The sequence below is a fragment of the Micromonospora humi genome, from assembly GCF_900090105.1.
Taxonomy (GTDB): domain Bacteria; phylum Actinomycetota; class Actinomycetes; order Mycobacteriales; family Micromonosporaceae; genus Micromonospora; species Micromonospora humi.
The window spans coordinates 42,856-65,196 of the sequence record NZ_FMDM01000010.1 but is presented as its reverse complement, the minus strand read 5'-3'; the positions used below and the strand labels follow the sequence as shown (position 1 = coordinate 65,196).

Here is a 22,341-nt window from a genome sequence, read left to right as displayed (position 1 = left end):
ACTCTCTGCTCAATCCGCGCCCGTCCGCGGGTCGCGGATCGTCCCGATCTCCACCGCCCACAGCAGCTCCGTCACCGCGTCGATGCCCCGGGCCAGGTGGCGGCGGTACGTGCTGAACGGCAGCCCGAGCAGATCGGCCGCGGCCTCCTGGCTCGGTGCGGGGCGGACGAAGGTGCGGATGAGCACCGCGCGCAGCCGCTCGCCCCGGGGCTCGGCTCCCAGCCGGTCCACCGCCGCCAGCAGACTCGCCCGCAACGCCGCCGGTTCCCGGCCCAGCACGGTGCCGAGCAGCGGATTGCCGACCAGCCGTTCCGGGCGGCCCAGTCGCGCGAGGGCGGCACGCACCGCCGCGGCGAACGCGTCCCGATCCAGCGGCGGCGGCAGCAGCGCCGAGTCCGGTGGCGGACCGGTCCCGCCCGAGTGCCCCCGCTCGGCCATCAGCTCCCACCACCGGTCGGGCGGGAAGCGCCGCCAGTCATGCCCGTACCCGACGTGCCGCTGCCCGTCGACCTCCACCGTGACCAGCGGCCGGAACCCGAGGTAGTCGAAGAACGGCGCCCAGTATCCGGTGTCGCTGACGGTCAGGAACGACCAGGCCGGCGCCCCGGTGGACCAGTTGATGATCGAGGTGACCGAGCCGGCGAGCACGGCGTGCGGGTCGCGCTGCCGCTCGTGGAGCCCGGCCAGGAAGCGGGCGATCTCCACGCGTTCGCCGGGCCGCGTCGGTGCGGTGCGCGCCACGTGGTCGAGCATCGCGCGCACCACCGGGTCCTGCTGCTCCAGCGCCGAACCGCTCGGGCAGAACACGTGGTAGACGAGGGCGACGGCGCCGTCCTCCGTGCGGGTCACGTGGAGGTGCTCGGGCACCTCGGCGAACCACCGGGCGGCGAGCGCGGCGCTGGTGGCGCCGAAGGCGCGCTCCGCCATGGCCACGAGTTGGCCGTGCTCCTCGGGGCGGGCCGGCGTGACCGCGGCCGACCCCGACGCGCGCAGGAGGTGGTACGCGGCCGTCAACGGGCTGCGCCGGTGCAGGTAAGCCAGGTGCTGGGCGAGCAGTTGGCGGTCCATGCCGCCGGTCGCCCGGATACCGGCGAGGACGTGATCGTGGATGGTCCGGTGCAGTGACCGGTAGCGGGCCGGGAAACGCCGTTCGAACTCCGCGTCGAGCACGTCCCGGGTGAGGTCGTGCGGACTCAGCCCGGTCGGCCGGCTGACGACGAAGGGCCGCCGGCACAGCCACTCCCAGACGTCCGGCGCCGCGTCGCCGACCGTCTCCCGCAGCAGGTCCTCCGTGGTCAGCCACGCCATCGCGCACGTGGCCAGGCCGACCGTGTGCGCGTCCGACGGCGCGTCCCGCGACAGCGACTCCAGCAGCACGTTGATCAGATCCGGCACCTCGGCCAGGGTCTCCGGCACCGTACCGGTCCGGGCCACGTCGGCGAGCAGCGCCAGGGCGAGGGGGTGGCCCCGCCCGAGCCGTGCCAACCGCTCCCGGTCGGCCGGCGCCACCCCGGCGCGAGCCAGCAACTCGGCGCTGTCGGCGTCGTCGAGGTGGCCCAGCGGGTGCACGGCCACGACCGGTCGCCAACCCGGGTCGGTACGCCAGGCCGGCGCGGGCGGGTCACGCCCGGCGAGCACCACCACGGCCCGGGCCGGCAGGGACGGCACGAACTCCCGGCGCAGCCAACCGTCGATCGGCGCGAGCTGCTCGTACCCGTCGATCAGCAGGACGGCTCCGTCGCGGGCGTCCCCGGTCGTCAGCGCCGCTGTCAGCGCCTCGGGCGACGGTTCCAGCTCCCGCCCGTCGAGCAGCAGGGTGACCCGGCCGGCGTTCCTGGCCCGGGCGCGCATCTCCAGCAGCAGCGTGGACTTGCCGATGCCGCCCGGTCCGTGCACGAACAGCACCCGGCGTGCCGAGCGCCCGGCGAGGGCGGCCAGGTAACCGGCGATCTCGGCCCGGCGACCGACGAAGGCCTGCCGTCGGGCACTGTCCACGGCGTCGGCAAAGCTGTTCGCCTCCACCGGTCAAGTGTCGGGCAGAGCACGGCACGACCGCCAGCAACCGGTCGGCCTCCGTGCGCCCGGCGGGATGTGGGCGCCGCTCACGCGCCGCACCCACACCCACCGGCGGTCAGGTGATCGTGCAGCTGATCACCGGTGCCGCCGGTCGAGGACACTCTTCGGTCGGCCGAGCGAACCGTGCAGGGATCCCGATGCGACGGGGTCGGTGGCGGGCTGGGCGATGTCCCGTTCAGTGGTCCGTGACGGGCAGCGCGCGGGCGCCGGCCCGGCCGGTAGGTGCGTCGACGGCCAGGGCCAGGGCGGCCGTGACCGGATAGACCGGGCAGTACACGACGGCCGGCGTCTCGGTGGCGCCCGCGTCCCTCGCCTCGAACTCCGCCCGTGCCCGGCCGAGCCCGGCGAGCAGGTCCGAGACGGAGGACTCCCCGGCGGGCGTGGACGCCGGCACGGCCTCGACGAGCGGCACGTCCGGACCGGGCAGGTGCGAGACACCGAGGCCGGCCGCGGCGGCGCGCAGCAGCTCGGTCGGCAGGGCGGCCGGCAGCAGGGCCAGGCGGTCCACGGCCGTCCGGGCGAACGTCTCGTCGACCGGCAGGGCCGGAAGGTCGGCCCGATTGCCGTCGAGCGATCCGAACGGGGCGTCGAGGACCGCGCGCTCCCACCCGGCGGGGTCGATCAGGACGTTTCGTGAGTCGAAGACGTCGGCGTACCGGTTGGCGGCGACGACGTTGCCGTCGAGCCGGAGGTTCTGGCCCGCGAGAGCGACCCGGACGCCGACCCCGTCGGCGAAGCCGAGCACGTTGGACTCGACCCGCACCAGGGCGCGGCCGCCGACCTCGAGCAGGCAGCCGCTCGTCGACTGCCCGGTCGACGCCCGGCCGGTCGGGTCGGCGGCGAAGAGGATCGTGTTGTCCCGGACGACCCAGGGACCGGCGCCGGGCGTCTGCACACGTACGGCCGTGCCGCTCGTGTTGACCACCACGTTGTTGCGGAACACGCCGGAGCCACCGCTGATCTGCACCGCCGCGTACGCCGCGTTGGTGAACACGCAGTTGCGCACCTCGAGCGTGCCGCTGCCGGCGCGCAGGTCCAGCATGGCCACCGACTGGGAGTTGCCGACGTCGAGCGCGCCGCCGTCGGTGTACGCGTTGTAGGTCGACCCGTCGAAGACGAACCCGTCCAGCACCAGGCCGTCGCAGGAGCCCTCGACGGTCAGGACGGGATCACCCGGGACGCCTTTGGCTCGCGTCTCCGGGTTCAGCACGAACCGGACCGGATGACGCCAGGGGTCTCGGGTCGCGAAGTCGGCGGTGTAGCCACCCAGCATCGTCAGGTGCGTGACCGGAATGCGCCAGGCGCCCGAGCGCAGCCGGCCGGCGTACTCGCCCTCGGCGACGTGGATGCGGTCGCCCGCCGCGGCCTTCTCCAGCGCCTGGAACGGATCGCGGAAGGGTGCCTCCCTGCGCCCGTCGCCGCCGGACGAGCCGGCGCGCACGTACCAGTCACTCCCGGCCGGTCGGGGAGCGGCGGTGATCTCCGCGGCGGGCGCCGGCGTGATCGCGTCGAGGACGAGGGTGGCCCCCTGTCGGGCGCCGGCGACCAGATCGGCGCGATAGGTGCCGCGTAGCAGGTAGGTGAGTTCGACATCCAGCCCACGCGAGTAGCGGGCCGCCTCCTCGACCTGGCGGTGTGCGAGCGAATACCGCCCGCAGAGCACGTGGAGCGGGCGGTCGTCGCAGCCCGGCTCGTAGACGGCGACCCCGACGTGCGTGGCCGAGCCGACATCGGACAGCAGGTCGACGTTCTGGTCGAACCCGAGGCCCGCCCGGATCTCGACCGGGGTCCCCGACAGCCCCTCGTCGGGCCCGGTGAGCCGGGCCCAGTCGACGGGCCGGTAGGCGGGCACGCTCGGCCGCGGCCGGAACGCCTCCGGCGCCGGCAGCTCGACCGGGTGGTGGCCCGGAGCCGCGTCACTGCCGATGGCGAGCACCTCGGACGGGGTGAGTCGGCGCATCACGGGCGCCTGCGCGTCCCCGCCGGTGGGCAGCTCGCCCAGCCCGACCGCGGCGCGCAGCGTGTTCAGGGCGGCGACCGGCGGGCGGGCGTAGGTCGCGGCGGTGTCCGTGGTGTACGCGTCGACCCATCGGGCGGGCAACCCCGACAGGTGCGGGTCGGCGACGACGTTGCCGACCGCCGACGCCAGACCGACGTCCGCGAGTTCCTCGGCGTACTCCTCGGTGATCTCCGCCTCGGCCGACGCGACGCGGCTGCGCACGACGTCGCGAAGGGTGCAGAAGAACTGGTTGCGATCGACAGTGATCCGGTCGATGTCGTGGTAGCAGGCGATGGCCGCGTTGCCGCAGCCGACGAAGAGGTTGTCCGTGATCGTTGCGGCGCACCGGATCCGGAGCCCGATCGCCCGGTCGGCGCCCGCGCCGCGCGGCGGGTCCGTGTCGTCGTGGGCGAAGCAGAACGAGTTCCCGGCGACGACGATCGGGGCGTCGGGGTCGCTGTCGCGCAGCGTGAGCAGCCCCGAGCCGAGGAAGTTGACGACCAGGTTGTTCTCGAACCGGCCACCGTTCCCGGCGATCTCGGCGGCGCCGGCGCCGCCGTTGGCGAACACGCAATTGCGCACGGTGACCTGCTCGCCGCGCAGACTGATGAGCGGGCCCTCGCCGTGGTGCGACGAGCGGAAGGCGCCCGCCTCGTCGTACTCGTTGCGGCCGGCGGCGTCGAGGAAGAGCCCGTCCAGGACGACCCGGTCGTGCTCGCCGACGCCCTGGATCATGTTCGGCTCGCACGGCACCCGAAGCCCTGCCCGGGCACCCAGGATCGTCGGCGTGCGCCACGGGGTACGGGTGGCGAAGTCCGGACCGTAGCCACCGAGAACGGTCAGGTCGGGGCAGTCGAGCACCCAGGACGAGCGCGCGAGGCGGCCGGTGTAGGCGCCCGCCGCCACGTGGATGCGGTCACCGGGTTCGGCGTATCTCAGGGCGACCCACGGGTCGTGGAAGGGGCGCTCGCGTGAGCCGTCCCCGGTGCGCGGGCCGGCGGCCACGAAGAGGTCGTTCATCGGCCCTACCGCTTCACTTCGTCGTTGGCGTCCCTGGTGCGCGACGACACCAACTCCCAGCTCGCCTTGACCGAGGTCCACACGGTCGCGAGCGTCTCCCCGGCCGCCTGTTTGCCGGCGCCGTCGACCAGCTCCTGCTGGTATTCCTTCTCCCGTTCGAGCAGGTCGTCGAGGGATTCGAAGCTCGCCTTCAGCTCGCTGGTGAAGCGCTCCAGGGTGGCCGGGTCGTCGGTCAACGCCGCGAACGCCTTCGTGCTCTCCTCGACGAACGTGGGCAGGAGTTCGCCGTAGATCTTCCGGGACTGCTCCTTCGCGGCCTCGGACCGTGTGTCGAGCGCCTCGACGCAGGCGTTCTTGAACCCGTCCCAGTCGGTGGCCTCGTAGGAGCCGTTCCGGCCGATGCCGCGCCAGCCGGATGCGGCCTCCTCGCCCCGGTCGAAGAGCTTGTCGATCCATGCCTCGTCGAGCTGCTCCCGGGCGTCGGTGAGCAGCTTGATGTTGTCGAGCAGGACCTGCTTCGCGACACGCTTCTGCTTGGCGGCCTGGTAGTTCTCCTCGGCCAGCTTCTCGATCGTCCTGATCAGCTCGGTGGCGGCCTCCTTGGCGGACGGGTCCTTCATGAGCAGCACCATCAGCCGGGGCAGGGCGGTGACGCTGTACTTGGCCACGAGGTCCTTGACCGATGCGGTGATCGAGCCGAAGTTCCTCACGATGAGGGCCTCGACGACCTTGTCGTCTTCACGCACCTTCTTGAGGTCCTCCTCGCACTTCTTGATCACCGCGAGGTCCGCCTCCAACACCTTGGCCATCAGCGTGGCCGCGTCGGGGACGTCGCCCTTGGCGACCTGCGCCCAGATCCTGCGCTCACCGGCGAGGAAGTCGACCGGCCCCACCGCGGCCATCCGCTCCGTCGCCGACCTGGCGTCGGCCTGGCTGTCCTCCAGGACGTCGACCATGTTCTCCTCGAGGTCTTCCAGCAGCGACCGGGCCCGCTCGCAGTTTGTCGACCACCGGTCGCGAAGCCCGTCGTAGCCGGATGCCTCGAGCTTGTCGAGCATCTCCTCGAACAGCTTCTCCCGGTCGGTGTCGAACCGCTCGAGCAGATCGATGATCCGATCGAAGATCGACTCCTCCATGCCCGCGGCACGCATCCGCTGCTCGACCAGCTCACGGGCGTCATCGACGTCTTCCACCGGAGCGCCTCCTGCTCTGTGCCCGGTGCCCGACGCGACCGGGCGCCCACAGCCGCCGACCGGATCGTATGGGCCGCCCGGCCCCTCGCGCGGTCGCGAATCGGCGCGAGGAGCGTCGCGAAGCCGACGCGGCGGCGCGCCACGGCAGTTCGGGGTCTCCGGTGGCCGCACCGAACGGGGGCGGCTCAGCCCGGGTCACACCTTGCGGTAGCGCGCCTCGGCCACCGCGAACAGCCCGTACGCCGCGAAACCGGCCGCGACCACGAGCAGCAACCCGGTGCCGTAGGTCTCACCCGCCAGCGTGCGCAGCGCCGCGTCGAGCCCGCGCGCCTTGTCCGGGTCGTACCGCCACGCCGCCACCACGAACAGCACGCCGGCGATCCCGTACGCCAGGCCCTTGGCGACGAATCCCGCCACGCCGAGCCGGCGCACGAGCCGGCGCGTCGCCGCGGCCATGTCACCGATCCGTAGGTGCTTCTCGAAACGCCCGGTGGATCCGACGAACGCCAGCCATCCGCCGAGACCGGCCAGGACCAGGCCGGCCACCATGACGGCGACCCGCCCACCGCTCGACGCGAGCAGACCCTCGGCGGTGTCCTGCTGGGTGTCGGCGCTGGACGACTTCTTGCCGCGCAGCACCTTCACCCCGCTGAACGCGAGGTAGAGGTAGAACGCGGCCCGGCCGGCGGACGCGATCCGTTCGCCCGGCCGGCGCTCCCGGAGCATCTCCAGCACCTGCCAGACCGCCATGGCCACCAGCCCGACGACGATCGCCACGACGAGCACCAGGCCGAACGGCTCGCCGGCGATCTGCTGCATGGCGCCCGACTGGTCCCCGTCGGCCGCCGGCCCGCCCGAGGCCACCCGGACGATCACCCAGGCGAAGAGCAGGTGCAGGATCCCGTAGCCGATGAAGCCGGCGCGGGTGAGGCGCTCCAGGCCCGGATTGTCGGCGGCGCGGGAGACCACGCCGCGGGCCCGCGAGGACAGTGATGACATGCGCCGACAGTCACCCGTCGCGACTGCGCCGAAACCTGCGTCGCGGTGGTGGGTCGAGCGGACGCCGCGGCCAGGGCCGGCCGCGGCGTCCACGCTTCGTCAGGCCGGGGCCCCGGTGATCGAGGTGCCGGCCCGGGTGATGCGGTACGTGATCTTCGTGCCGCTCCAGAAGTGGAAGGTGAGGGTGACGGTGCCGTCCTTCACCTCGGCGAAGAACTCCGGTTTCAGGATGACGGTGCCGGCGGTGTAGTCGGGTTGGAAGTGTCCCCAGAACTCCTTGTACGGCGTCCAGTTGGCCGGGCCCGCCGGGCTGCCGTCGGCGTAGGTGGCCTCCATGGTGGCGAGCTGGTCGCCGCGGAACTGGGTGGGGATGGCGAAGCTGCTCGTCGTGCCGGACGCGGCCGACTGGATGGGCGGTTCGGAGCTGATGACGTCGATCCGCCAGGGCACGCCCTGGGAGAAGCGGGCCTCGATGGTGGAGTTGACGCCGTAGGCCCGGTTGCCGACCAGGCGGGTCAGCGCCGCCGGGGTGAGCGTGAGCGTGGTGCCGGCGACGGTGTAGTCGGTGCCGCTGGTGAGCTGGGTGCCGCCCTGCCAGAGGCCGCGGAACGTCAGGCCGTTGAGGTTGAGCGTGAGCGCCTTGGCGGTGATCGTGGCGGTGCGTGGCACGTACACCTGGTCGGTGGAGCCGGTGCCGGATCGGGTGGTCCAACTCGCCTTGAGCATGTCGTACACGCCCTGGTCGCGCCAGCGCAGCTCGGTGCGGTTCAGGAACTGGCCGGCGTCCCAGAGCATGGTGGTGAGGTTGCGGGTGCGGGCGTGGTAGCCGACCGCTTCGAGGAACTTCAGGAACTCGCCTCGTTCGATGATGCCGGGCCGGGTGTGGTCCCAGGAGAGGAGCGCCCACTCGCCGATGACGACGGGAATGCCGCGGGCGACCAGGGTGTCGCGCAGGCGGTCGAACGTGCCGACCAGGTCCTGCTCCACGTTGGTGTCGTAGCGGGTGCCGCCGGCGATGTTCACGCTGAACGGCCACCACCCGTAGAAGTGCACTGTCGCGGCGAGGTTGGGGTCGTGCAGCTGCTCGAACCCGGCGGCCAGCGCGTCGAGGCGGACCTGTTCTCCGCTGGTGTGCAGGGTGGGCAGGACCAGCAGGCGGGTGGTGTTGCTCCCGCCGGTCGCGCGCACGAGGCGGACGAACTCGGCGTTGAGTTCCCGCGTCGCGGTGTCGCCCTGCTCGTCGGTGGTGTCGGCGAACTGCGGCTCGTTGATGCTCTCGAAGACCAGCTTCGGGGAATGGCCCCGGAACGTGGTGGCGATCTGCGTCCACAGGGCCCGGTACCGGTTCGTGACACCGGCCCGGTCGGTGGGGTAGGTGTTGAGCCACTGCCAGGAGTCGTGATGCAGGTTGATCATCACGTAGAGGTCCTCGGCGAGCGCCCAGTCGACGATCTGGCGCACGCGGTTCAGCCACGCCGCGTCGATGGTGTAGTCGGGTGCCGGGCCGTGGTGGTTGCTCCACGTGATCGGGAGCCGGATGCTCCGGTAGCCCTGTGACCGGACGTGCCGCAGCAGGGCCTGGGTGGTGAGCGGGTTGCCCCAGGCCGTCTCGTCCGGGATGGCGTCGAGCGTGTTGCCGAGGTTCCAGCCGGGTTGCATGGCGGCCACCGTGGCCGTCGGGTTGCCGGCCGGCGGTGGGGTGGTGGGTGGGGTCGACGGTGACGAGGTGGGCGTCGCCGTGGGGGAGGGCGTCGACGTCGGGCTCGTCGTCGGCGACGGGGTGCCACCGGGGCCGCCGGTGCAGGCGACTCCGTTGAGGGTGAAGCCGGCCGGCGCGGTGTTGGCGCCCGACCACGACCCGTTGAACCCGAACGACACGGTGGCGTTCGTGCCGATGGCGGCGTTGTAGCTGACGTTCGTCGCGGTGACCTGGCTGCCTGACGAGGTGACCGTGGCGTTCCACGCCTGGGTCACCCGCTGGCCGGACGGAAACGTCCACGCCAGCCGCCAGCCGTCGACCGGGTCGCCGAGGTTGGTCACGTCCACCGCGGCGGTGAACCCACCCGGCCACTGCGACGGCACCGTGTACGCCACGCGGCAGCCGGCGGCGGCCTGGGCGCCCACGGCCACCGTCATGGACGCCACCAGCAGCGCCGCCACGCTGCCGGCGAGCATGCCGAGACGTAGGCGGGTTCTTCGCGTGTTCTGCAGACTCATCACGCTCTCCTGTGGTCGGGGATCGGTCGTGCGGGGCAGTGGGCCGCCGGCGTCCGCAGTCGACGCAGCCTGACGAGCGAGGACATGGGAGCCTCCGGGTCACGACGAGCGGCGGGGCGCGCGACGGCGGTCGGCGCCCGTGCGGGGCCCGGCGGTCGCGGCGGGGTGCTCTCGCGGACGCTGCCCTCTGCCTCCGCTGGTTGCTGCACGGCTCCGTGGCAATGGAAACTTTCCCAGCCCGAATGGAAAGTTTCAGAGCCGGACGCTACGCCGGCCTTCGACGAACGTCAATGCACAGTCGGGTGCTCCGAGGTCGTGCTCGCGACATCGCGCCGGGCGGCGGTCCGGATGGCACCGAGAATGATCGATGACCGGCCGGAAAGTTTCTTGGCCGGGAGCGGCAATGGCCGTCGATGCGGATATCCTGGCGACGCGGACGGCCGGGACCGGCGTGGGAAGGAGCCAGGTTGTCACACGCCGAGTCGAACGAGGCTCTCGCCGAGCGGGGCGACCCGGCCGGCGCCCCGGGCCGCCCGGTGACGATCTCCTACATCGCGGAGACCGCCGGAGTGTCGATCCCGACCGTCTCGAAGGTCATCAACGGCCGCTCCGGCGTGGCCTCGGAGACGCGGGCCCGCGTCGAGGCGCTGATCAACCGGTTCGGCTACCGCAGGCCCTCGTCGTCCACCCGCAGCAACCTGGTGGAACTGGTCTTCGACCAGCTGGAACACATGTGGGGCGTCGAGGTCATCCGCGGCGTGGAGCAGGCCGCCCGGGACAACCGGGTGGGCGTCGTGCTGACCGAGTTCGGTCCGGAACGCAGCGCGGTCCGCTACTGGATCGACGACACGCTCGCCCGCCGTCCGGACTGCGTCATCTCGGTGGCGCAGTTGACGGGCGAGCAACGTGACCAGTTGCGCGCCCGAGGCATCCCCTTCGTGGTCTTCGACCCCACCGGCGAGCTGCCCGACGGCGTGCCCTTCGTCGGGGCGACCAACTGGGCGGGCGGCCGGTCCGCCACCCGCCACCTGATCCAGTTGGGGCATCGCCGGATCGCGATGATCGCCGGCCGGGATCGGATCCTGTGCTGCCGCGCGCGACTCGACGGCTACCGCTCCGCGATGGAGGCGGCCGAGCTGCCGGTCGGCGCCGACCTGGTGGAGCGGGCCGACCTGACCGCCGAGGGGGGCCGGGCCGCCGCGGTGCGCCTGCTCGGGCGCACCGACCGCCCGACCGCGATCTTCGCCAGCAACGACCTCCAGGCGGTCGGGGTCTACCACGCCGCGCGTGAGCTCGGGCTGCGGATCCCGGCCGAGCTGAGCGTGGTGGGCTTCGACGACCTGCCCATCGCCGCCCTGGTGGACCCGCCACTGACCACCGTCCACCAGCCGCTGGCCCAGATGGCGGTGGCCGCGACCGAGCTGGCGCTCGCGCTCGGGCGTGGCGACCGGACGCCGAACACCGGCATCGAACTGGCCACCACGCTCACGCTGCGCCGCAGCACCGCCGCACCGGTCACGGCTCCGTCAGCAACGGGTGACGCGCCGCCGCGCTGATCGCCTCCAGGTCCGAGCGGTCGGGCGCGGGGCTGCGCCACTCGGCGAGCAGCACCGTCGCGTCGTCCTGCAGGCAGTCGTCCTGGTGCGCGAGGATGGCGTGCACCAGCCGGCGAGCGGTCTCGGGCAGGGGAAGCCGGTCGGCGAAGGCCCGGGTGGTGAACTCCACCAGCCGGTCCATCCCGAAGGCCTCGCCGTCGCGGGTGCGCGCCTCGATGATGCCGTCGGTGTAGAGCAGCACGTGGTCGCCGGGTTCGAGGGACTCCTCGACGACCACCGGGGGGCGCCGGTCACCGAGGGTGACCGGCAGGGCGGTCGGGGTGGGCAGCACCTTGGCGACCCGGCCGTCGCGCAGCACGATCCCGCTCGGATGGCCCGCCGAGATGACCCGCAGGACACCGCTGCGCTGGTCGAGTTCGGCCAGCACCGCGGTGATCATCCCGTAGCGGTCGTGGGCCCGGACGGTGGCGTCGATGTGGTGGTAGGTGTCGGTCAGGTCGAGGCCGGTGCGGCGGGCGTTGCGGTAGGCGGCCAGCGCGATGGAGACCAGCACCACCGCGCGCATCCCGCCGCTGGAGCCGTGCCCCGCGGCGTCGAACAGCGCCAGGTGCGCGATGTCGCCGTTGACCGCGTAGTCGAAGGCGTCCCCGCCGACGTCGTAGCACGGTTCGAGGATGCCGCTGATGATCAGGTGCCCGGTGGAGAAGGTCAGCGGCGGCAGCTGCGCCCGCAGCATCTCCGCCGCCAGCTGCATGGGCTGTCGCCGACGGATCAGCTCGATCTTGTCGCTGTAGAGGCTGCGCGTGGTGATCAGCTCGGCGAGCAGCGTCGCGACCGCCCCGCAGTCGTCCAGGCCGTCGTCGTCGAGCGCGGAGTCGGCGACGACCTCCAGCACGCCCATGCGTTCGTTGCCGTCGACCACCGGCGCCCAGACCCGTACGCCGTCGTCGTCGCCGCTGCCGACGCAGGTCGACGCCGTGCTGAAGGCCCGCCCGGCGAGGGTGCCGTCGACGTCGATCGGCTCGCGGGCCGGGGCGCTGCCGCCGAGCAGCGGCAGCAGCAGCCGCTGCTGGTGATCCACCAGGTAGATCACCAGGACCCGGGCGTCCAGCAGGGGTGCGGCCCGCATCGCCATCTCCGGAAGGTCGTCCGGGCGGGCGTGGTGCGACTGCTGCAGCAACTGCCGCAGCGACTCCAGGCTGCTCACGCGCGTCCTCTCCGGCGTCGCCCCCGGGCGGTGGGGGTGGCTCAGCCATTAGACAGGACGGCACCGACAGGTCGGCAGGTGGTCAGGGGCAGAAGGTGCCGACGACCTCGGCGGCCACCCGGGCCAGGGTGTCGCCGCCGGCCGTGCCGTCGAGGACCCCGGCCACCACCGCGTCGGCGGTCGCCAGGGTGAGCACGCCCTCGGCGTTGCGCCGGAACTTGGTGGCCACCTCGTCGGCGGTGAGCGGGTCGGCCGGATTGCCGCGCGCGTTGCGTACCGTGGCCGACGCCGTGGCGCCGTCGCGCCAACCGACCGTGACCGTCGTCGGCCGTTCCCGCGGCAGGGCGGCGGTGAATTCCGGCTCCTCGCGCAGCCGCACCAGCGCGGCCAGCGCGCCGACCTCGGGGCGGGCCAGCCGGTCGGGCAGGAAACCGTCGGCGGCCAGTTCGCCGTCGAGGGCGAGGGTGGCCAGGCTGACCGGCACCGAGAAGCGTGCGTGCAGGTCCGAGGAGACCTCGGTGGCGGACAACGACGCGGCGAAGGCGAACGTGTCGACCTCGATCACGGCCAGGCCACCGCGGGCGTACGCCGGGTCCGGCACGTCCGCGACGGCGGCGCGGAACGCGTCCAGGGCGGGGTGCACCCAGCGCGCGCAGGCGTACGGCTTCAGGTAGCTGTCGGCCAGTCGCCACCGCTCGCCCAGGCCGGTGGTCAGCTCCGTGGTGGACAGGTCGGTGCAGACCAGGCCGTCGAGCAGCGCGGCGAGCAGCGCGGCCGATCCGGTGACGCCGTCGGCCGCGCGCCGGGCGGCGGCCGCGCCGTGCCAGGCGCCCAGCCCGGTCCACAGGTTGCGTACGGTGCCGCCGCGCATCGGCACCGCCAGGGTCGCGGCCATCGGCGCCGAGCCGGCCAGCTCGACGGCGGTCGCCGTGGTGGCGGGGGAGAGGCCGTCGAGCAGCGCGGTGGCGACGGCAGCCGCGACCGGGCCGTGGATGCCGTGCGGGTGCAGCCCGGGGCGCAGCGTCGTGCCGACGCCGAACCGCATGCCGATCTCGTTGGCGATCAGGAAGATCTCGACGAGCCGCCGGTCGTCGACGCCGCCCGCGGCGGCGTGCAGCAGCACGGGCAGCGAGTGCGGCGCGGGATGCGCCGTCGGTACCGGCGGCAGCCGGTGGCCCTGCGGATGGAAGGCGCCCCCGGAGTCGGCGTCCAGCCAGGTCGCGGCCGTGCCGAGGGTGAGCAGCCTGCCGAACGGGAGGTCGGTGGTGACCGACGGGCGCAGCGCCTCACCCAGGGCCCGCACGGTCGGGTAGCGCAGGCCGCCCAGCAACGCGCCCAGCGTGTCGAGCAGCAGCGCGCGGGTGAAGGCGACGACGTCCCCGGGCGCGTCGTCGATGCGGGCGCGGTGCGCGAACGCGGCGATCCGCGCGGTGTCGATCCCGGTCATCGTCCGTCCCCCGTCATCCCGTCGCGGACCGCCCGGCCCAGGTCGTCGAGGCGCTCCCGCACCCCGTCGAGCGCGCCGGCCAGCACCACGCCGTCGACGCCGGCCGCGGCGAACGCGGCGAACCGGTCCGCGACCGCGCGTGGGTCACCGGTCACCACGAAGCGTTCGCGGACGAACCGGTCGGCCTCGGCGGGCACGTCGCCGCCGGCCCGGGCGCCGGCCGTGCCGTGCCGCCGGTAGTCGTGCGCCTCGGCCACCGCGGTGACCGCGGGGCGCAGTGCGGCCGGCACGTCGAACCAGTCCGGCGCCTGCGCCAGCCGGGCCGCGCACGACCCGAGCACCGGCGCGGCGGCGTCGTCGGCGCCGGCCTCGTCGTCGGTCACCACCGCGCGGACGAACATCCAGACCCGCACGTCGGCCCGCGCCGAACGGGCCAGGGCCACCGCCTTGCCGACGATGGCCGGGTCCGCGCCCGCGTCCACCAGCACGCCGCCGAGCCGGGCGGCGGTGGCCGCGACGGTACGCGGCCCGGACGCCGCGCCGAGCAGCAGCGCCGACGCCGGCGCCAGCTCGCGCAGCGTGTCGAGCGCCGCCTCGTACGTCCGCAGCGACGGCGGCGTCAGCCCCTCGTTGCGTACCGAGCTCTCCCCCCGCCCGACCACGGCGAGCACCCGCCCCGGATGGTGGGCGTCGAGCGTGCGTACGGCCCCGGCCACCGTGGCCGGATGCCGCAGCCCGAGGCTGAGCACGCACGGCCCGGCCACTCGGACGGCGGTGGCGGCGAGTACCCGCTCGGTCTCCACCAGGCAGTCGGGGAACAGCCGCGGGCTGTCGGCCAGGGCGACGCCGTCGAGCCCCGCCGCGAGCGCGGCGTCGGCCAGCTCGACCGGATCGGCCTCGCCGGCCGGGCGGGCCACGTTGAGCACGATCATGCCAGCGCCTCCACGACGTCGGTGACGTCCGGGCCGGCCGGCGCGCGGTCGGCGAGCCCGTCGGACACCACGGACAGGGTGTGGGCCAGGCCGCCGGGCATGCCGGTGACGCCGGCGTCCCAGGCCCGCAACGCGAGCCAGGCGGCGGCCGGTTCGTGCCCGGGCACGGCCCCGGGCGGACCGATCACCATCAGGCTCGCCGCGAGGTCCAGCAGCGCCGGCAGGTCGCCTTCCCGCACGCCGGCCAGCCGCCCCGCACAGACGGTCGCGGCCAGCACGCCGGTGCTCACCGGCGCCACGTGCGCCGACGCCTCGGCCGCGGCGGCCAGCCCGGCGTCGACGGCGGCGGACAGCTCCGCGACCGAGCGGCGGTGGGCCGCGCCGACCGCCAGACCGGCAAGTGTCGGACCGACCGCCGGTCCGAGCGCCGCGCACCGCTCGCCGTTCCAGCGCAGCGCGACGTACGTCTCCGCCCGGACGCCGGCGCCGATCAGCGGGAAGTCGCCGTCCGGGGCGCCGACCCGGGCCGCCCACGCGGCCAGTGGGCCGTCCGGCGGCCCGAGCGCGGCGAAACCGGCCAGCAGGGCGGTGACGCTCATCCGCGAGAGACCTCGGTGCTCTCGGTCACCAGGTAGAACTTGAACCTCGTCCGGCCGGCCGGGCCGCGCTCCGGCGGCAGCGGGTGCTCCTCGAACCAGCGCAGGTAGGCGGCGTACGCCTCCTCGTCGGCGTAGTGCATCTCGGCGATCCGGTAGAACGTGTAGCCCTCCGGCACCGACGCCGTGCCGCCGGAGGCCTGCCGCACCGGGCGCAGCACCTTGTTGAACACGAGCCGGTCGAGGTGGGGGTTGGCCAGCAGGTCCGGCGCGTGCACGTCGAAGAGCCAACGCTCGTACTCCTCCGGGCTGACGCCGTCCTCGATCTCGTACCCGAGAATGGTCTTGATCATGGTTTTGCTCTCCTCACCGTCCACAGATGGGACTCGGCACCCACGCCGAACCCCTCCAACCGCACCCGCGCCGGCTCGATCCGCACCCCGGCCAGCTCGGCGGCCACCTCGTCGTCGGTACGCCGGGGCGCCCTGGTGAACCCGGCCGCCCGCTGCCGGGCCACCTCCCGCCGGTAGACCGCGACCGTCCACTCCGCGGGCATCGCCGACGCCGTCCCGCGCACGGCCACCATCCGTGGCGGCAGCCGGCCGATGTCGAACACGTGCGGGCGTTCGTTCGTCGCTCCCGGCGCGGGCGCACCGATCCAGCTGACAAGCGTGTGCGGGTCGCGTCGCCACTGCGCGAGCCGCCGGTGGCCGGCCCGCTGCACCAGGCTGACCGACCAGTCCGGTTCGAGGAACGCGGTCATCGTGCGGCTCACCGGGAAGCCGTCCGGGTCCACGGTGGTCACCTGGGCGAAACCGGCCTCGTCGAGCACGAAGGCGTACCCGGCGGCGCGGGCGGTGGGCAGGTCCATCAGCGGCTCCACGGGGTCAGGCGCCAGGTCGTCGCCGTGGTCGGCACCCGGCGGACCCGGGCGGCCAGCTCGGCAGGGAGGTACGCCCGGTCCGGCACGACCGTGGCGAGCACGTCGACCGTGACGTCGGGCCGGCGGAACGGGTACGGATCCAGCCGGAGCACCCCCGGCTCGCGGACGCCCACGGTGATCCGCTCGGTCGGGCCGAACGGGCTCCGGCGCACCGGCGGCAGCAGCACGTCCTCGGCGAGGTGTTCGAGAGCGGCCAGTTGCGGGCCCCACGGCCGGGCCGGGCCGGGTTCGACGGCCGGCTGCTGCGGCATCACACACAGGTAGAGCGAGAGCAGGTCCCAGAGCTGCACCAGCTCGTAGTTGTGCCAGAGCCGGGTCTCGAACACGGCCCGTGGCTCGGCGGCCGTCCAGGCCAGCCGTTTCGCGGCGATCCACCGACGCTCCTCGGCGTCGACCGCCGCGTCCTGCGCCGCCCGTCCGTCGGCGCCCGGCTCCAGCCGGCCCCGGGCGTCCGGCGCCGACCACCGGCCCCGGTACAGGCCGGTCCAGTGCATGCCGACCAGCACGCCGGCGTACACGTCGCCGAGCGCCACCCGCTCGACGCCCTGGCGGTAGAGCCGCACGTGCTCGGCCGCGTCGATCTCCAGGAAGTGCCGCGGCCGGCGTTCCAGCTCGTGGAAGAGCACCCGGGCGTCCCAGGCCCGCCAGCCCTCGTCGTGCCGGGCCGCCGCGGTGCGCACCGGCGTACCCGGGGTCGGTCTCTCGAACCGGTCGTTGCCCCAGGCGGCCGCCAGCTCGCCGGCGACCCGGCCGTGCTCGACCTGCTCGACCAGGTGCAGCGCGCCGTCGCGCCGGGTGACGATCACGCCGCCGCCGCCGCCCGCAGCGCGGCGCCGAGCGCCCGGACGCCGCCGGTGGCCAGCCCGTCGATCGCGGTGAGCACGACGTCGGCGTGCCCGGGGAAGCGGTGCCCGAGCAGCCGCCGGGCCTTGGCCCGCGACACGTCCCGGCCGAAGGCCCGGGCGCCGTCGCCGCGCGGCAGGTCGGCCGCGCCGGTCAGCACGCTGCCGTCGGCGCGTTCGACCCGGACCCGGGCCGGGCGGCCGGCCGGATAGCCGGCGTCCAGCGCCGGGTCGTGCCGCACCTCGACGCGGGCGGCCAGCTCGCGCACCGGCGCCGAGCAGACGCTCCGCGCGGTCAGCGTGGTCTCGTCGAGCCGGCCGGTGAGCAGCGCGACCGCGACCGAGGTGGGCACGCTGAAACGGGCGGCCAGCTCACCGTCGGCCACCGCGTCGAAGCGGGCCGCGTGCGCGAACGTCCGCACCTCGACGCGGACCACGTCCGACAACGGGCCGGTCGCGGCGACCACGTCCGCCACGGCGTCGTTCACCCCGTGCAGGTGCGCGCAGGTGGGATGCGCCTTGGTGTAGCCGGCCAGCACCTCGTGACCGTGCTCCAACCCGGCGTCCGACCAGTCGCGGGCGGCGACCGCCGCGAGGTGCCGCTCCAGCGCGCCGGGCAGCGGCTCCAGCCCGGCCACGGCCGCCGCGCCGAGGCTCGCGCCGAGCTGCACCGACGCGCCCAGGAACGCGTGCCCACCGGTACGCCCGGCGAAGACGGTCGCCGCGTCGCTGAGCAGCACGGCCGAGGCGGCCAGCTCGACGGCGCGGCGTACGGCGTCCGCGTCGCCGGGGGCGAGCAGCCGGGCCACCCCCGCCGCCGCACCGACCTGACCCCAGGTGCCGATGTCGTGCACGCCGTCCGGGGTGCCCCCCATCGCCCGGCCGACCCGGACCCCGACGTGGTAGCCGGCCAGCACCGCCGACAGCAGCTCCACGCCCGGCAGGTCCCGTTCCTCGGCCAGCGCCAGCACGGCGGGCACCACGTGCGACGCCGGATGCCCGCGGGCCGGTCGGTGCCCGTCCTGCAACTGGTCCGCCGCGATCGCGCTCCCGTTGAGGAACTGGGCGACCGAGGCGGGCCAGCCGTTCGGGGAGCCCACCACCGTCGCCGCGCCCGAGCCGTCCGACCCGGCGTGAAGCGCCCGTAGTTCGGCCCGCCCGCTGCCCAGCGCGGCCACCGCGACCGTGTCCGCCACCAGGTCGACCACCCGGTCCCGGACGGCCGGGGGCGCGGCCGCCCAGTCGGTGGCCGAGCCGGTCGCGGCGAGCCGCTCGATCATCCGCGTACCCGGGCCATCAGGCCGGCGACGTCCGGAGCGGCGGCCAGGTCGAGCACCGCCGCGGCGATGTCCTCCCGATCGGGCACCCGCGCGGCGTTGGAGGCGAACTTGGCGGCCAGCTCGGCCGAGCTGAGCGGGTTGCCCGGCCCGCCCCGGTTGACGTCGACCCGCACCTCGTGCCCGGTGCCGTCGCGCGTCGTGAGCCGCAGCACCGCCGGAAACTGGTTCGGGAAGATCTCGTCGCAGCGGGCGTCCGCCACACAGCGGACCTTCGCCGCCAGCGCCAGCCGCGCGGCGTCCGCCGCCGCCTCGTCGGTGAAGTCGTCGTGGCCCAGGCCCAGGCCGCCGCCGCCGAGCAGCGCCGCCGCGACGGTGTACGGGCCGCTGAACGCCGCGTGGTAGCCGGACTCCGGCCGCGCCTTGTCCCGCGCGGGTTCGGCGATCGTGCGCAGCACCGGCGACGGCACGCCCAACTCGATCGACTCGATCGCGGCCGGGTCGACGCCGCGGGCCCGCAACGCCAGCGCCGCGTCGATGCCGGCGTGCGTGAAGTGGTTGCACGGGTACGGCTTGAAGAAGATGCCCGGCAGCTCCCAGCGGGTGCCGAGCCCGTCGACCACGGCGTCGACGTCGGCCCGCTCGCCGCAGAACGCGTGCAGGAACCCGAACCGCCCCTCGACCACTGTCGGCGGCCCGGTCAGCCCGTACCGGGCCAGCTCGGCGGCCACCACGCCGGAGTGCGCGGCCCACCCGCAGTGCACCCGCTTCACGGTGCCGCCGGTCCGGTTCGCCTCCAACAGGCCGGCGCCCATGCTCGCGGCGATCCCGGCCGCGTGCGCGATGCCCTCGGCGTCCGCGCCGCCGACCATCGCCGCCGCCACGGCCGCGCCCACCGCGCCGCAGATCGAGGTCGCGTGCTGGCCGCGCTCGAAGAACTCGGAGTTGCCCAACGCGCGGTCGTACCCGCCCATGCCGAGCCGGACCGCGACCTCGATGCCCATCCCGGCCGCGTCGAGCAGCGCGGCGCCGGACGCGCCGCGCGCCTCGGCCACCGCCAGCGCCGCCGGCACCACGGGCGCGGACGGGTGCAGGACCGACGGCAGGTGGGTGTCGTCGAAGTCGAGCGAGTGCGCCAGCGTGCCGTTGACCAGCGCCGCGTTCGCGGCCGGAACACGCAGTCCGGTGCCGATCGCGACCGCCTCCGCGGTGCCGCCGGCCGCCTCGACGTACGCGGTGACCGCCCGCGCGGGCGGCAACCCGGTGGCGGCGAGGCTGTTGCCGATCAGGTCGAGCACCCGGCGGGCCACGTCGTGGCGCAGCTCGCCGGGAAGCCCGTCCCGCCGCACCTCGTCGGCGACGGCCGCGAGCCGCTGGACCACCGTCGGCGCGTTCACCGGCTCACCGCCGCGAAGGGGCGGATCGGGGAACCGGTGCCGCCGACGATGCGCAGCGGCGCCATCGAGAAGACGAACGCGGTCAGGCCCTCGGCCGCCGCGTGCTCCAGGTTGAGGTGCTCGATGATGTGCACCCCGGCGTCGACCAGCAGCACCCGGTGCACCGGCAGCACGCTGTGCCCGGCACCCGGCCTGATCTGCTCGTACGCCGTGGTGTCCGCGCCGGTGGCGACCACCCGGCGTGCCGCCAGCCACTCGGCGGCGTCGGTCGTGACCCCCGGCACGCCGGTGGCCTGCCCGAGGTAGGTCGCAGCGTCGTCGAAGTGCCGCGCCCAGCCGGTGCGCACCAGCGCCACGTCGCCGGGCCCGGGCTCGACCCCGGCCCGCTCGGCGGCGGCGGTCAGGTCGGCCGCGGTCACGCCGTGGCCGGCGGGCAGTACGTCGACCCCGTGCACGGCGGCCACGTCGAGCAGCACACCGCGGGTGAGCAGCGCGGGGGTGTGCTCGGCGCCGAGTGCGGTGAACCGGCCGCCGGTCTGGGCCGCCGCGGCGTCCACGCCACCGTGCAGCCGGCCGTCGTGGCTGACGTGGGCGAGCGCGTCGACGTGGGTGCCCACGTGTCCACCGGTCACGATCATCTCGTTCGCCGCCGACCCGCCGTCCGGGCGGACCATGTCGCCGTGCCGACGGATCAGGCTCATCCGGAAACCGGGGTGGTTCGGCGAGCACGGCATGCCCGTGAAGTGCGGGTGCCCGAGCTCGACGAGCCGTACCCCCGCGGTCACCGCGGCGAGTAGGGCGTCGTCCGTGCGCGGCGGGCGGGCCTGCGGCTCGATGGTCAACTCGTTCCTCCTGGGACTGGTTCGGACGGTGCGGTCAGGTCGAGGACGAGCCGGGCGCGGCGTACCACCGCGGGATCGACGAACCGGCCGTCGGCGTCGAGCACGGCCACCTCGCCGGCCTCCTGGGCACGCGCCGCGGCGGACAGGACGGCGCGCGCGGCCGTCAGTTCGGCGGCGGTCGGCGTGAACACGTCGTGCACGACCGGGATCTGCCGGGGGTGCACCACCGACCGCCCGACGAAGCCGCCGGCGCGGGCCCGTTCGGTGCTGACGCGCAGGCCGTCGAGGTCCGCGACGTCGGTGTAGACGCTCTGCACGGGTGAGGGGAGCCCGGCGGCGCGGGCCGCGACCACCACCCAGCCGCGGGCCCAGGCCAACCCGTCGTCGCCGGTCACCCGCAGATCGGCCGACAGGTCGGCCTCGCCGAGCCCGAGCCCGGCGACCAGGGGGTGCGCGGTGGCCAGCTCGGCCGCCCGGGCCAGCCCGGCGGCGCTCTCCAGGAGAAGTTGCAGCGGCAGCCCGGCGCGGGTGGCGGCCTGGCGGATCACGTCCGGGTCCTCGCAGCGCGGCACCCGCAGGCCGGCCAGGCCGAGCCCGGCGAGCGCGTCGATGTCGGCCTCGCCCCACGGGCCGGCCGGGTCGTTCACCCGCACCCACACCGGCCGATCCTGCGGGCCCTGGTCGGCCAGCCGCCGCGCGTTCTGCCGGGCGGCCGTCTTCTCGCCCGGCGGCACCGCGTCCTCCAGGTCGACGACGACCGCGTCGGCGCCGGCGGCCAGCGCCTTGGCCACCCGGTCGGCGCGGTGGCCGGGCACGTAGAGCCAGGATCGCGGTGTCACTTGGGCAGCCCGCCGGACCAGCCGAGGGCCCGGGAGATGCGGTCGGCCGCGTCCCGCGCCAGCGGACCGAAGCGGTCCCGGGCGGCCGCGTCGACCCGGTGTGCCGGGCCGCAGACCGAGATGGCGCCGACGACCGCGCCGTCGATGCCGAAGACCGGCGCGGCGACCGAGCCGGCGCCCTCCTGCCGCTCGCCGTCGGAGTGGGCGACGCCGCTCTCGCGGATCCCGGTGAGCCGGGCGCGGAGCACGTCGCGGTCGGTCACCGTGCGGCCGGTCAGTGACGGCAGGTCGGCGGCGAGCGCGGCCTCCCGCTCGGCGTCGGGCAGGAAGGCCAGGATGCAGGTGCTGGAGCTGCCGGCGTGCAGCGGGAACCGGCGGCCCACCTCGACCGTCATCTTGATCTCCCGGGTGGACTCGACCTGGTCGAGGTAGACCCGGCCGCCGTGCACCCGCGCCGACACGGTGGTGGTCTCGCCGGTGGCCAGTTGCAGCTCGCGCAGCACCGGCATCGCGACGGTGCGCAGCTGCGACTCACGCAACGCGCGGGCGCCGAGCGCGGCGGCCGCCGGGCCGAGCTGGTAGCCGCGGCTCGCCGGATCGCTGACCAGCAGCCGGCGCTCGACGAGTGTCTGCAGGATCCGGTGCACGACCGCCTTGGACAGGTCGAGGCTGCGCGCGATCGCGGTGACCCCGAGGAAGTCCGGCCCGTCGGTGAACAGGAGGAGGACGTCGGCCACGCGGCTCGCCGTCTCGGTGCCCTGACTCTCTGCCACGTATTCATCTCCCAGTGCGCTGTTTCCGCCAGCGGAACACGATTCCAACACCGACTGAGTAGATGGTCAACCCCCCAAAATGGCTCCACGCTGGGATTAAGAAGATTCCTCGATGAACTCTTGACCAGGTAGGCGGGCAGTGCCAGCATCATGCCCCATGCGATGTTCCGTGCGGCGGAACACGGT

The 22,341-nt window shown here is 74.5% G+C and carries 18 protein-coding genes; 1 reads left to right on the top strand and 17 read right to left on the bottom strand.

The features are described 5' to 3' along the window. Window positions 1-9: 9 nt before the first annotated feature. The 5 genes from GA0070213_RS19505 to GA0070213_RS19485 all read right to left on the bottom strand — a co-directional run bounded on the left by GA0070213_RS19505 (window position 10) and on the right by GA0070213_RS19485 (window position 9,504). On the bottom strand, window positions 10-2,022 hold the full coding sequence (locus GA0070213_RS19505) for an ATP-binding protein (protein ID WP_091066342.1): 2,013 nt from the start codon (window positions 2,020-2,022) through the stop codon (window positions 10-12). A 229-nt stretch (window positions 2,023-2,251) separates the two neighbouring features. Beyond that, complete coding sequence (locus GA0070213_RS19500) at window positions 2,252-5,095, bottom strand: right-handed parallel beta-helix repeat-containing protein (RefSeq protein WP_091066340.1); 2,844 nt, start codon at window positions 5,093-5,095, stop codon at window positions 2,252-2,254. Window positions 5,096-5,100: 5 nt separating this feature from the next. After that, a complete protein-coding gene (locus GA0070213_RS19495; protein ID WP_091066337.1) occupies window positions 5,101-6,288 on the bottom strand; it encodes a hypothetical protein in 1,188 nt (395 codons plus the stop codon). Between the two features lie 195 nt (window positions 6,289-6,483). Further along, window positions 6,484-7,287, bottom strand: coding sequence for a DUF1206 domain-containing protein (locus GA0070213_RS19490; RefSeq protein WP_091066333.1), 804 nt, complete (start codon window positions 7,285-7,287; stop codon window positions 6,484-6,486). A gap of 99 nt (window positions 7,288-7,386) precedes the next feature. Next, window positions 7,387-9,504 (bottom strand): cellulase family glycosylhydrolase, encoded by a 2,118-nt coding sequence (locus GA0070213_RS19485; RefSeq protein ID WP_245716469.1) that lies wholly within the window; start codon window positions 9,502-9,504, stop codon window positions 7,387-7,389. Window positions 9,505-9,971: 467 nt separating this feature from the next. On the opposite strand from GA0070213_RS19485, the gene GA0070213_RS19480 reads away from it, so the two are divergent. Beyond that, window positions 9,972-11,060 (top strand): LacI family DNA-binding transcriptional regulator, encoded by a 1,089-nt coding sequence (locus GA0070213_RS19480; protein WP_245716468.1) that lies wholly within the window; start codon window positions 9,972-9,974, stop codon window positions 11,058-11,060. On the opposite strand, the gene GA0070213_RS19475 is transcribed toward GA0070213_RS19480, so the two are convergent. The 12 genes from GA0070213_RS19475 to GA0070213_RS19420 form a co-directional block, all read right to left on the bottom strand. Next, the gene (locus GA0070213_RS19475) at window positions 11,020-12,267 is read right to left on the bottom strand and encodes a PP2C family protein-serine/threonine phosphatase (RefSeq protein ID WP_091066323.1); all 1,248 of its coding nucleotides are present in this window, start codon (window positions 12,265-12,267) and stop codon (window positions 11,020-11,022) included. The two genes, GA0070213_RS19480 and GA0070213_RS19475, sit on opposite strands and share 41 nt — an antisense overlap. 82 nt (window positions 12,268-12,349) lie before the next feature. Continuing rightward, window positions 12,350-13,714 (bottom strand): MmgE/PrpD family protein, encoded by a 1,365-nt coding sequence (locus GA0070213_RS19470; protein WP_091066320.1) that lies wholly within the window; start codon window positions 13,712-13,714, stop codon window positions 12,350-12,352. Next, window positions 13,711-14,646, bottom strand: a complete 936-nt coding sequence (locus tag GA0070213_RS19465; RefSeq protein WP_091066316.1) for an LLM class flavin-dependent oxidoreductase — start codon at window positions 14,644-14,646, stop codon at window positions 13,711-13,713. Before GA0070213_RS19465 ends, GA0070213_RS19470 begins: the two co-directional genes overlap by 4 nt. Continuing rightward, window positions 14,643-15,245 (bottom strand): hypothetical protein, encoded by a 603-nt coding sequence (locus GA0070213_RS19460; protein WP_091066312.1) that lies wholly within the window; start codon window positions 15,243-15,245, stop codon window positions 14,643-14,645. Before GA0070213_RS19460 ends, GA0070213_RS19465 begins: the two co-directional genes overlap by 4 nt. After that, the gene (locus tag GA0070213_RS19455) at window positions 15,242-15,595 is read right to left on the bottom strand and encodes an EthD domain-containing protein (protein WP_091066309.1); all 354 of its coding nucleotides are present in this window, start codon (window positions 15,593-15,595) and stop codon (window positions 15,242-15,244) included. The genes GA0070213_RS19460 and GA0070213_RS19455 overlap by 4 nt, the downstream gene beginning before the upstream one ends. Continuing rightward, window positions 15,592-16,113 carry a pyridoxamine 5'-phosphate oxidase family protein gene (locus tag GA0070213_RS19450; protein WP_139128701.1) on the bottom strand — a complete coding sequence of 174 codons (522 nt, stop codon included), beginning with the start codon at window positions 16,111-16,113 and terminating at the stop codon, window positions 15,592-15,594. Before GA0070213_RS19450 ends, GA0070213_RS19455 begins: the two co-directional genes overlap by 4 nt. Beyond that, window positions 16,113-16,991 (bottom strand): DUF3891 family protein, encoded by an 879-nt coding sequence (locus GA0070213_RS19445; RefSeq protein WP_091066301.1) that lies wholly within the window; start codon window positions 16,989-16,991, stop codon window positions 16,113-16,115. Before GA0070213_RS19445 ends, GA0070213_RS19450 begins: the two co-directional genes overlap by 1 nt. Then, complete coding sequence (locus GA0070213_RS19440) at window positions 16,988-18,307, bottom strand: MmgE/PrpD family protein (RefSeq protein WP_091066298.1); 1,320 nt, start codon at window positions 18,305-18,307, stop codon at window positions 16,988-16,990. Before GA0070213_RS19440 ends, GA0070213_RS19445 begins: the two co-directional genes overlap by 4 nt. Then, the gene (locus GA0070213_RS19435; protein WP_091066295.1) at window positions 18,304-19,701 is read right to left on the bottom strand and encodes an MmgE/PrpD family protein; all 1,398 of its coding nucleotides are present in this window, start codon (window positions 19,699-19,701) and stop codon (window positions 18,304-18,306) included. Before GA0070213_RS19435 ends, GA0070213_RS19440 begins: the two co-directional genes overlap by 4 nt. Beyond that, window positions 19,698-20,543, bottom strand: coding sequence for a cyclase family protein (locus GA0070213_RS19430; protein WP_245716467.1), 846 nt, complete (start codon window positions 20,541-20,543; stop codon window positions 19,698-19,700). The genes GA0070213_RS19435 and GA0070213_RS19430 overlap by 4 nt, the downstream gene beginning before the upstream one ends. Beyond that, entirely contained in the window at window positions 20,540-21,382 is an 843-nt protein-coding gene (locus GA0070213_RS19425; protein ID WP_091066291.1) for an HpcH/HpaI aldolase/citrate lyase family protein, read from the bottom strand. The genes GA0070213_RS19430 and GA0070213_RS19425 overlap by 4 nt, the downstream gene beginning before the upstream one ends. Next, entirely contained in the window at window positions 21,379-22,155 is a 777-nt protein-coding gene (locus GA0070213_RS19420; RefSeq protein WP_175441408.1) for an IclR family transcriptional regulator, read from the bottom strand. The genes GA0070213_RS19425 and GA0070213_RS19420 overlap by 4 nt, the downstream gene beginning before the upstream one ends. Window positions 22,156-22,341: the final 186 nt, after the last annotated feature.

Coding starts and splice junctions, on each gene's coding strand:
- GA0070213_RS19450 (WP_139128701.1), bottom strand. CDS start 16,113: ATGGACCTGCCCACCGCCCGCGCCGCCGGGTACGCCTTCGTGCTCGAC.
- GA0070213_RS19485 (WP_245716469.1), bottom strand. CDS start 9,504: ATGAGTCTGCAGAACACGCGAAGAACCCGCCTACGTCTCGGCATGCTC.
- GA0070213_RS19470 (WP_091066320.1), bottom strand. CDS start 13,714: ATGACCGGGATCGACACCGCGCGGATCGCCGCGTTCGCGCACCGCGCC.
- GA0070213_RS19490 (WP_091066333.1), bottom strand. CDS start 7,287: ATGTCATCACTGTCCTCGCGGGCCCGCGGCGTGGTCTCCCGCGCCGCC.
- GA0070213_RS19460 (WP_091066312.1), bottom strand. CDS start 15,245: ATGAGCGTCACCGCCCTGCTGGCCGGTTTCGCCGCGCTCGGGCCGCCG.
- GA0070213_RS19455 (WP_091066309.1), bottom strand. CDS start 15,595: ATGATCAAGACCATTCTCGGGTACGAGATCGAGGACGGCGTCAGCCCG.
- GA0070213_RS19465 (WP_091066316.1), bottom strand. CDS start 14,646: ATGATCGTGCTCAACGTGGCCCGCCCGGCCGGCGAGGCCGATCCGGTC.
- GA0070213_RS19500 (WP_091066340.1), bottom strand. CDS start 5,095: ATGAACGACCTCTTCGTGGCCGCCGGCCCGCGCACCGGGGACGGCTCA.
- GA0070213_RS19440 (WP_091066298.1), bottom strand. CDS start 18,307: ATGATCGAGCGGCTCGCCGCGACCGGCTCGGCCACCGACTGGGCGGCC.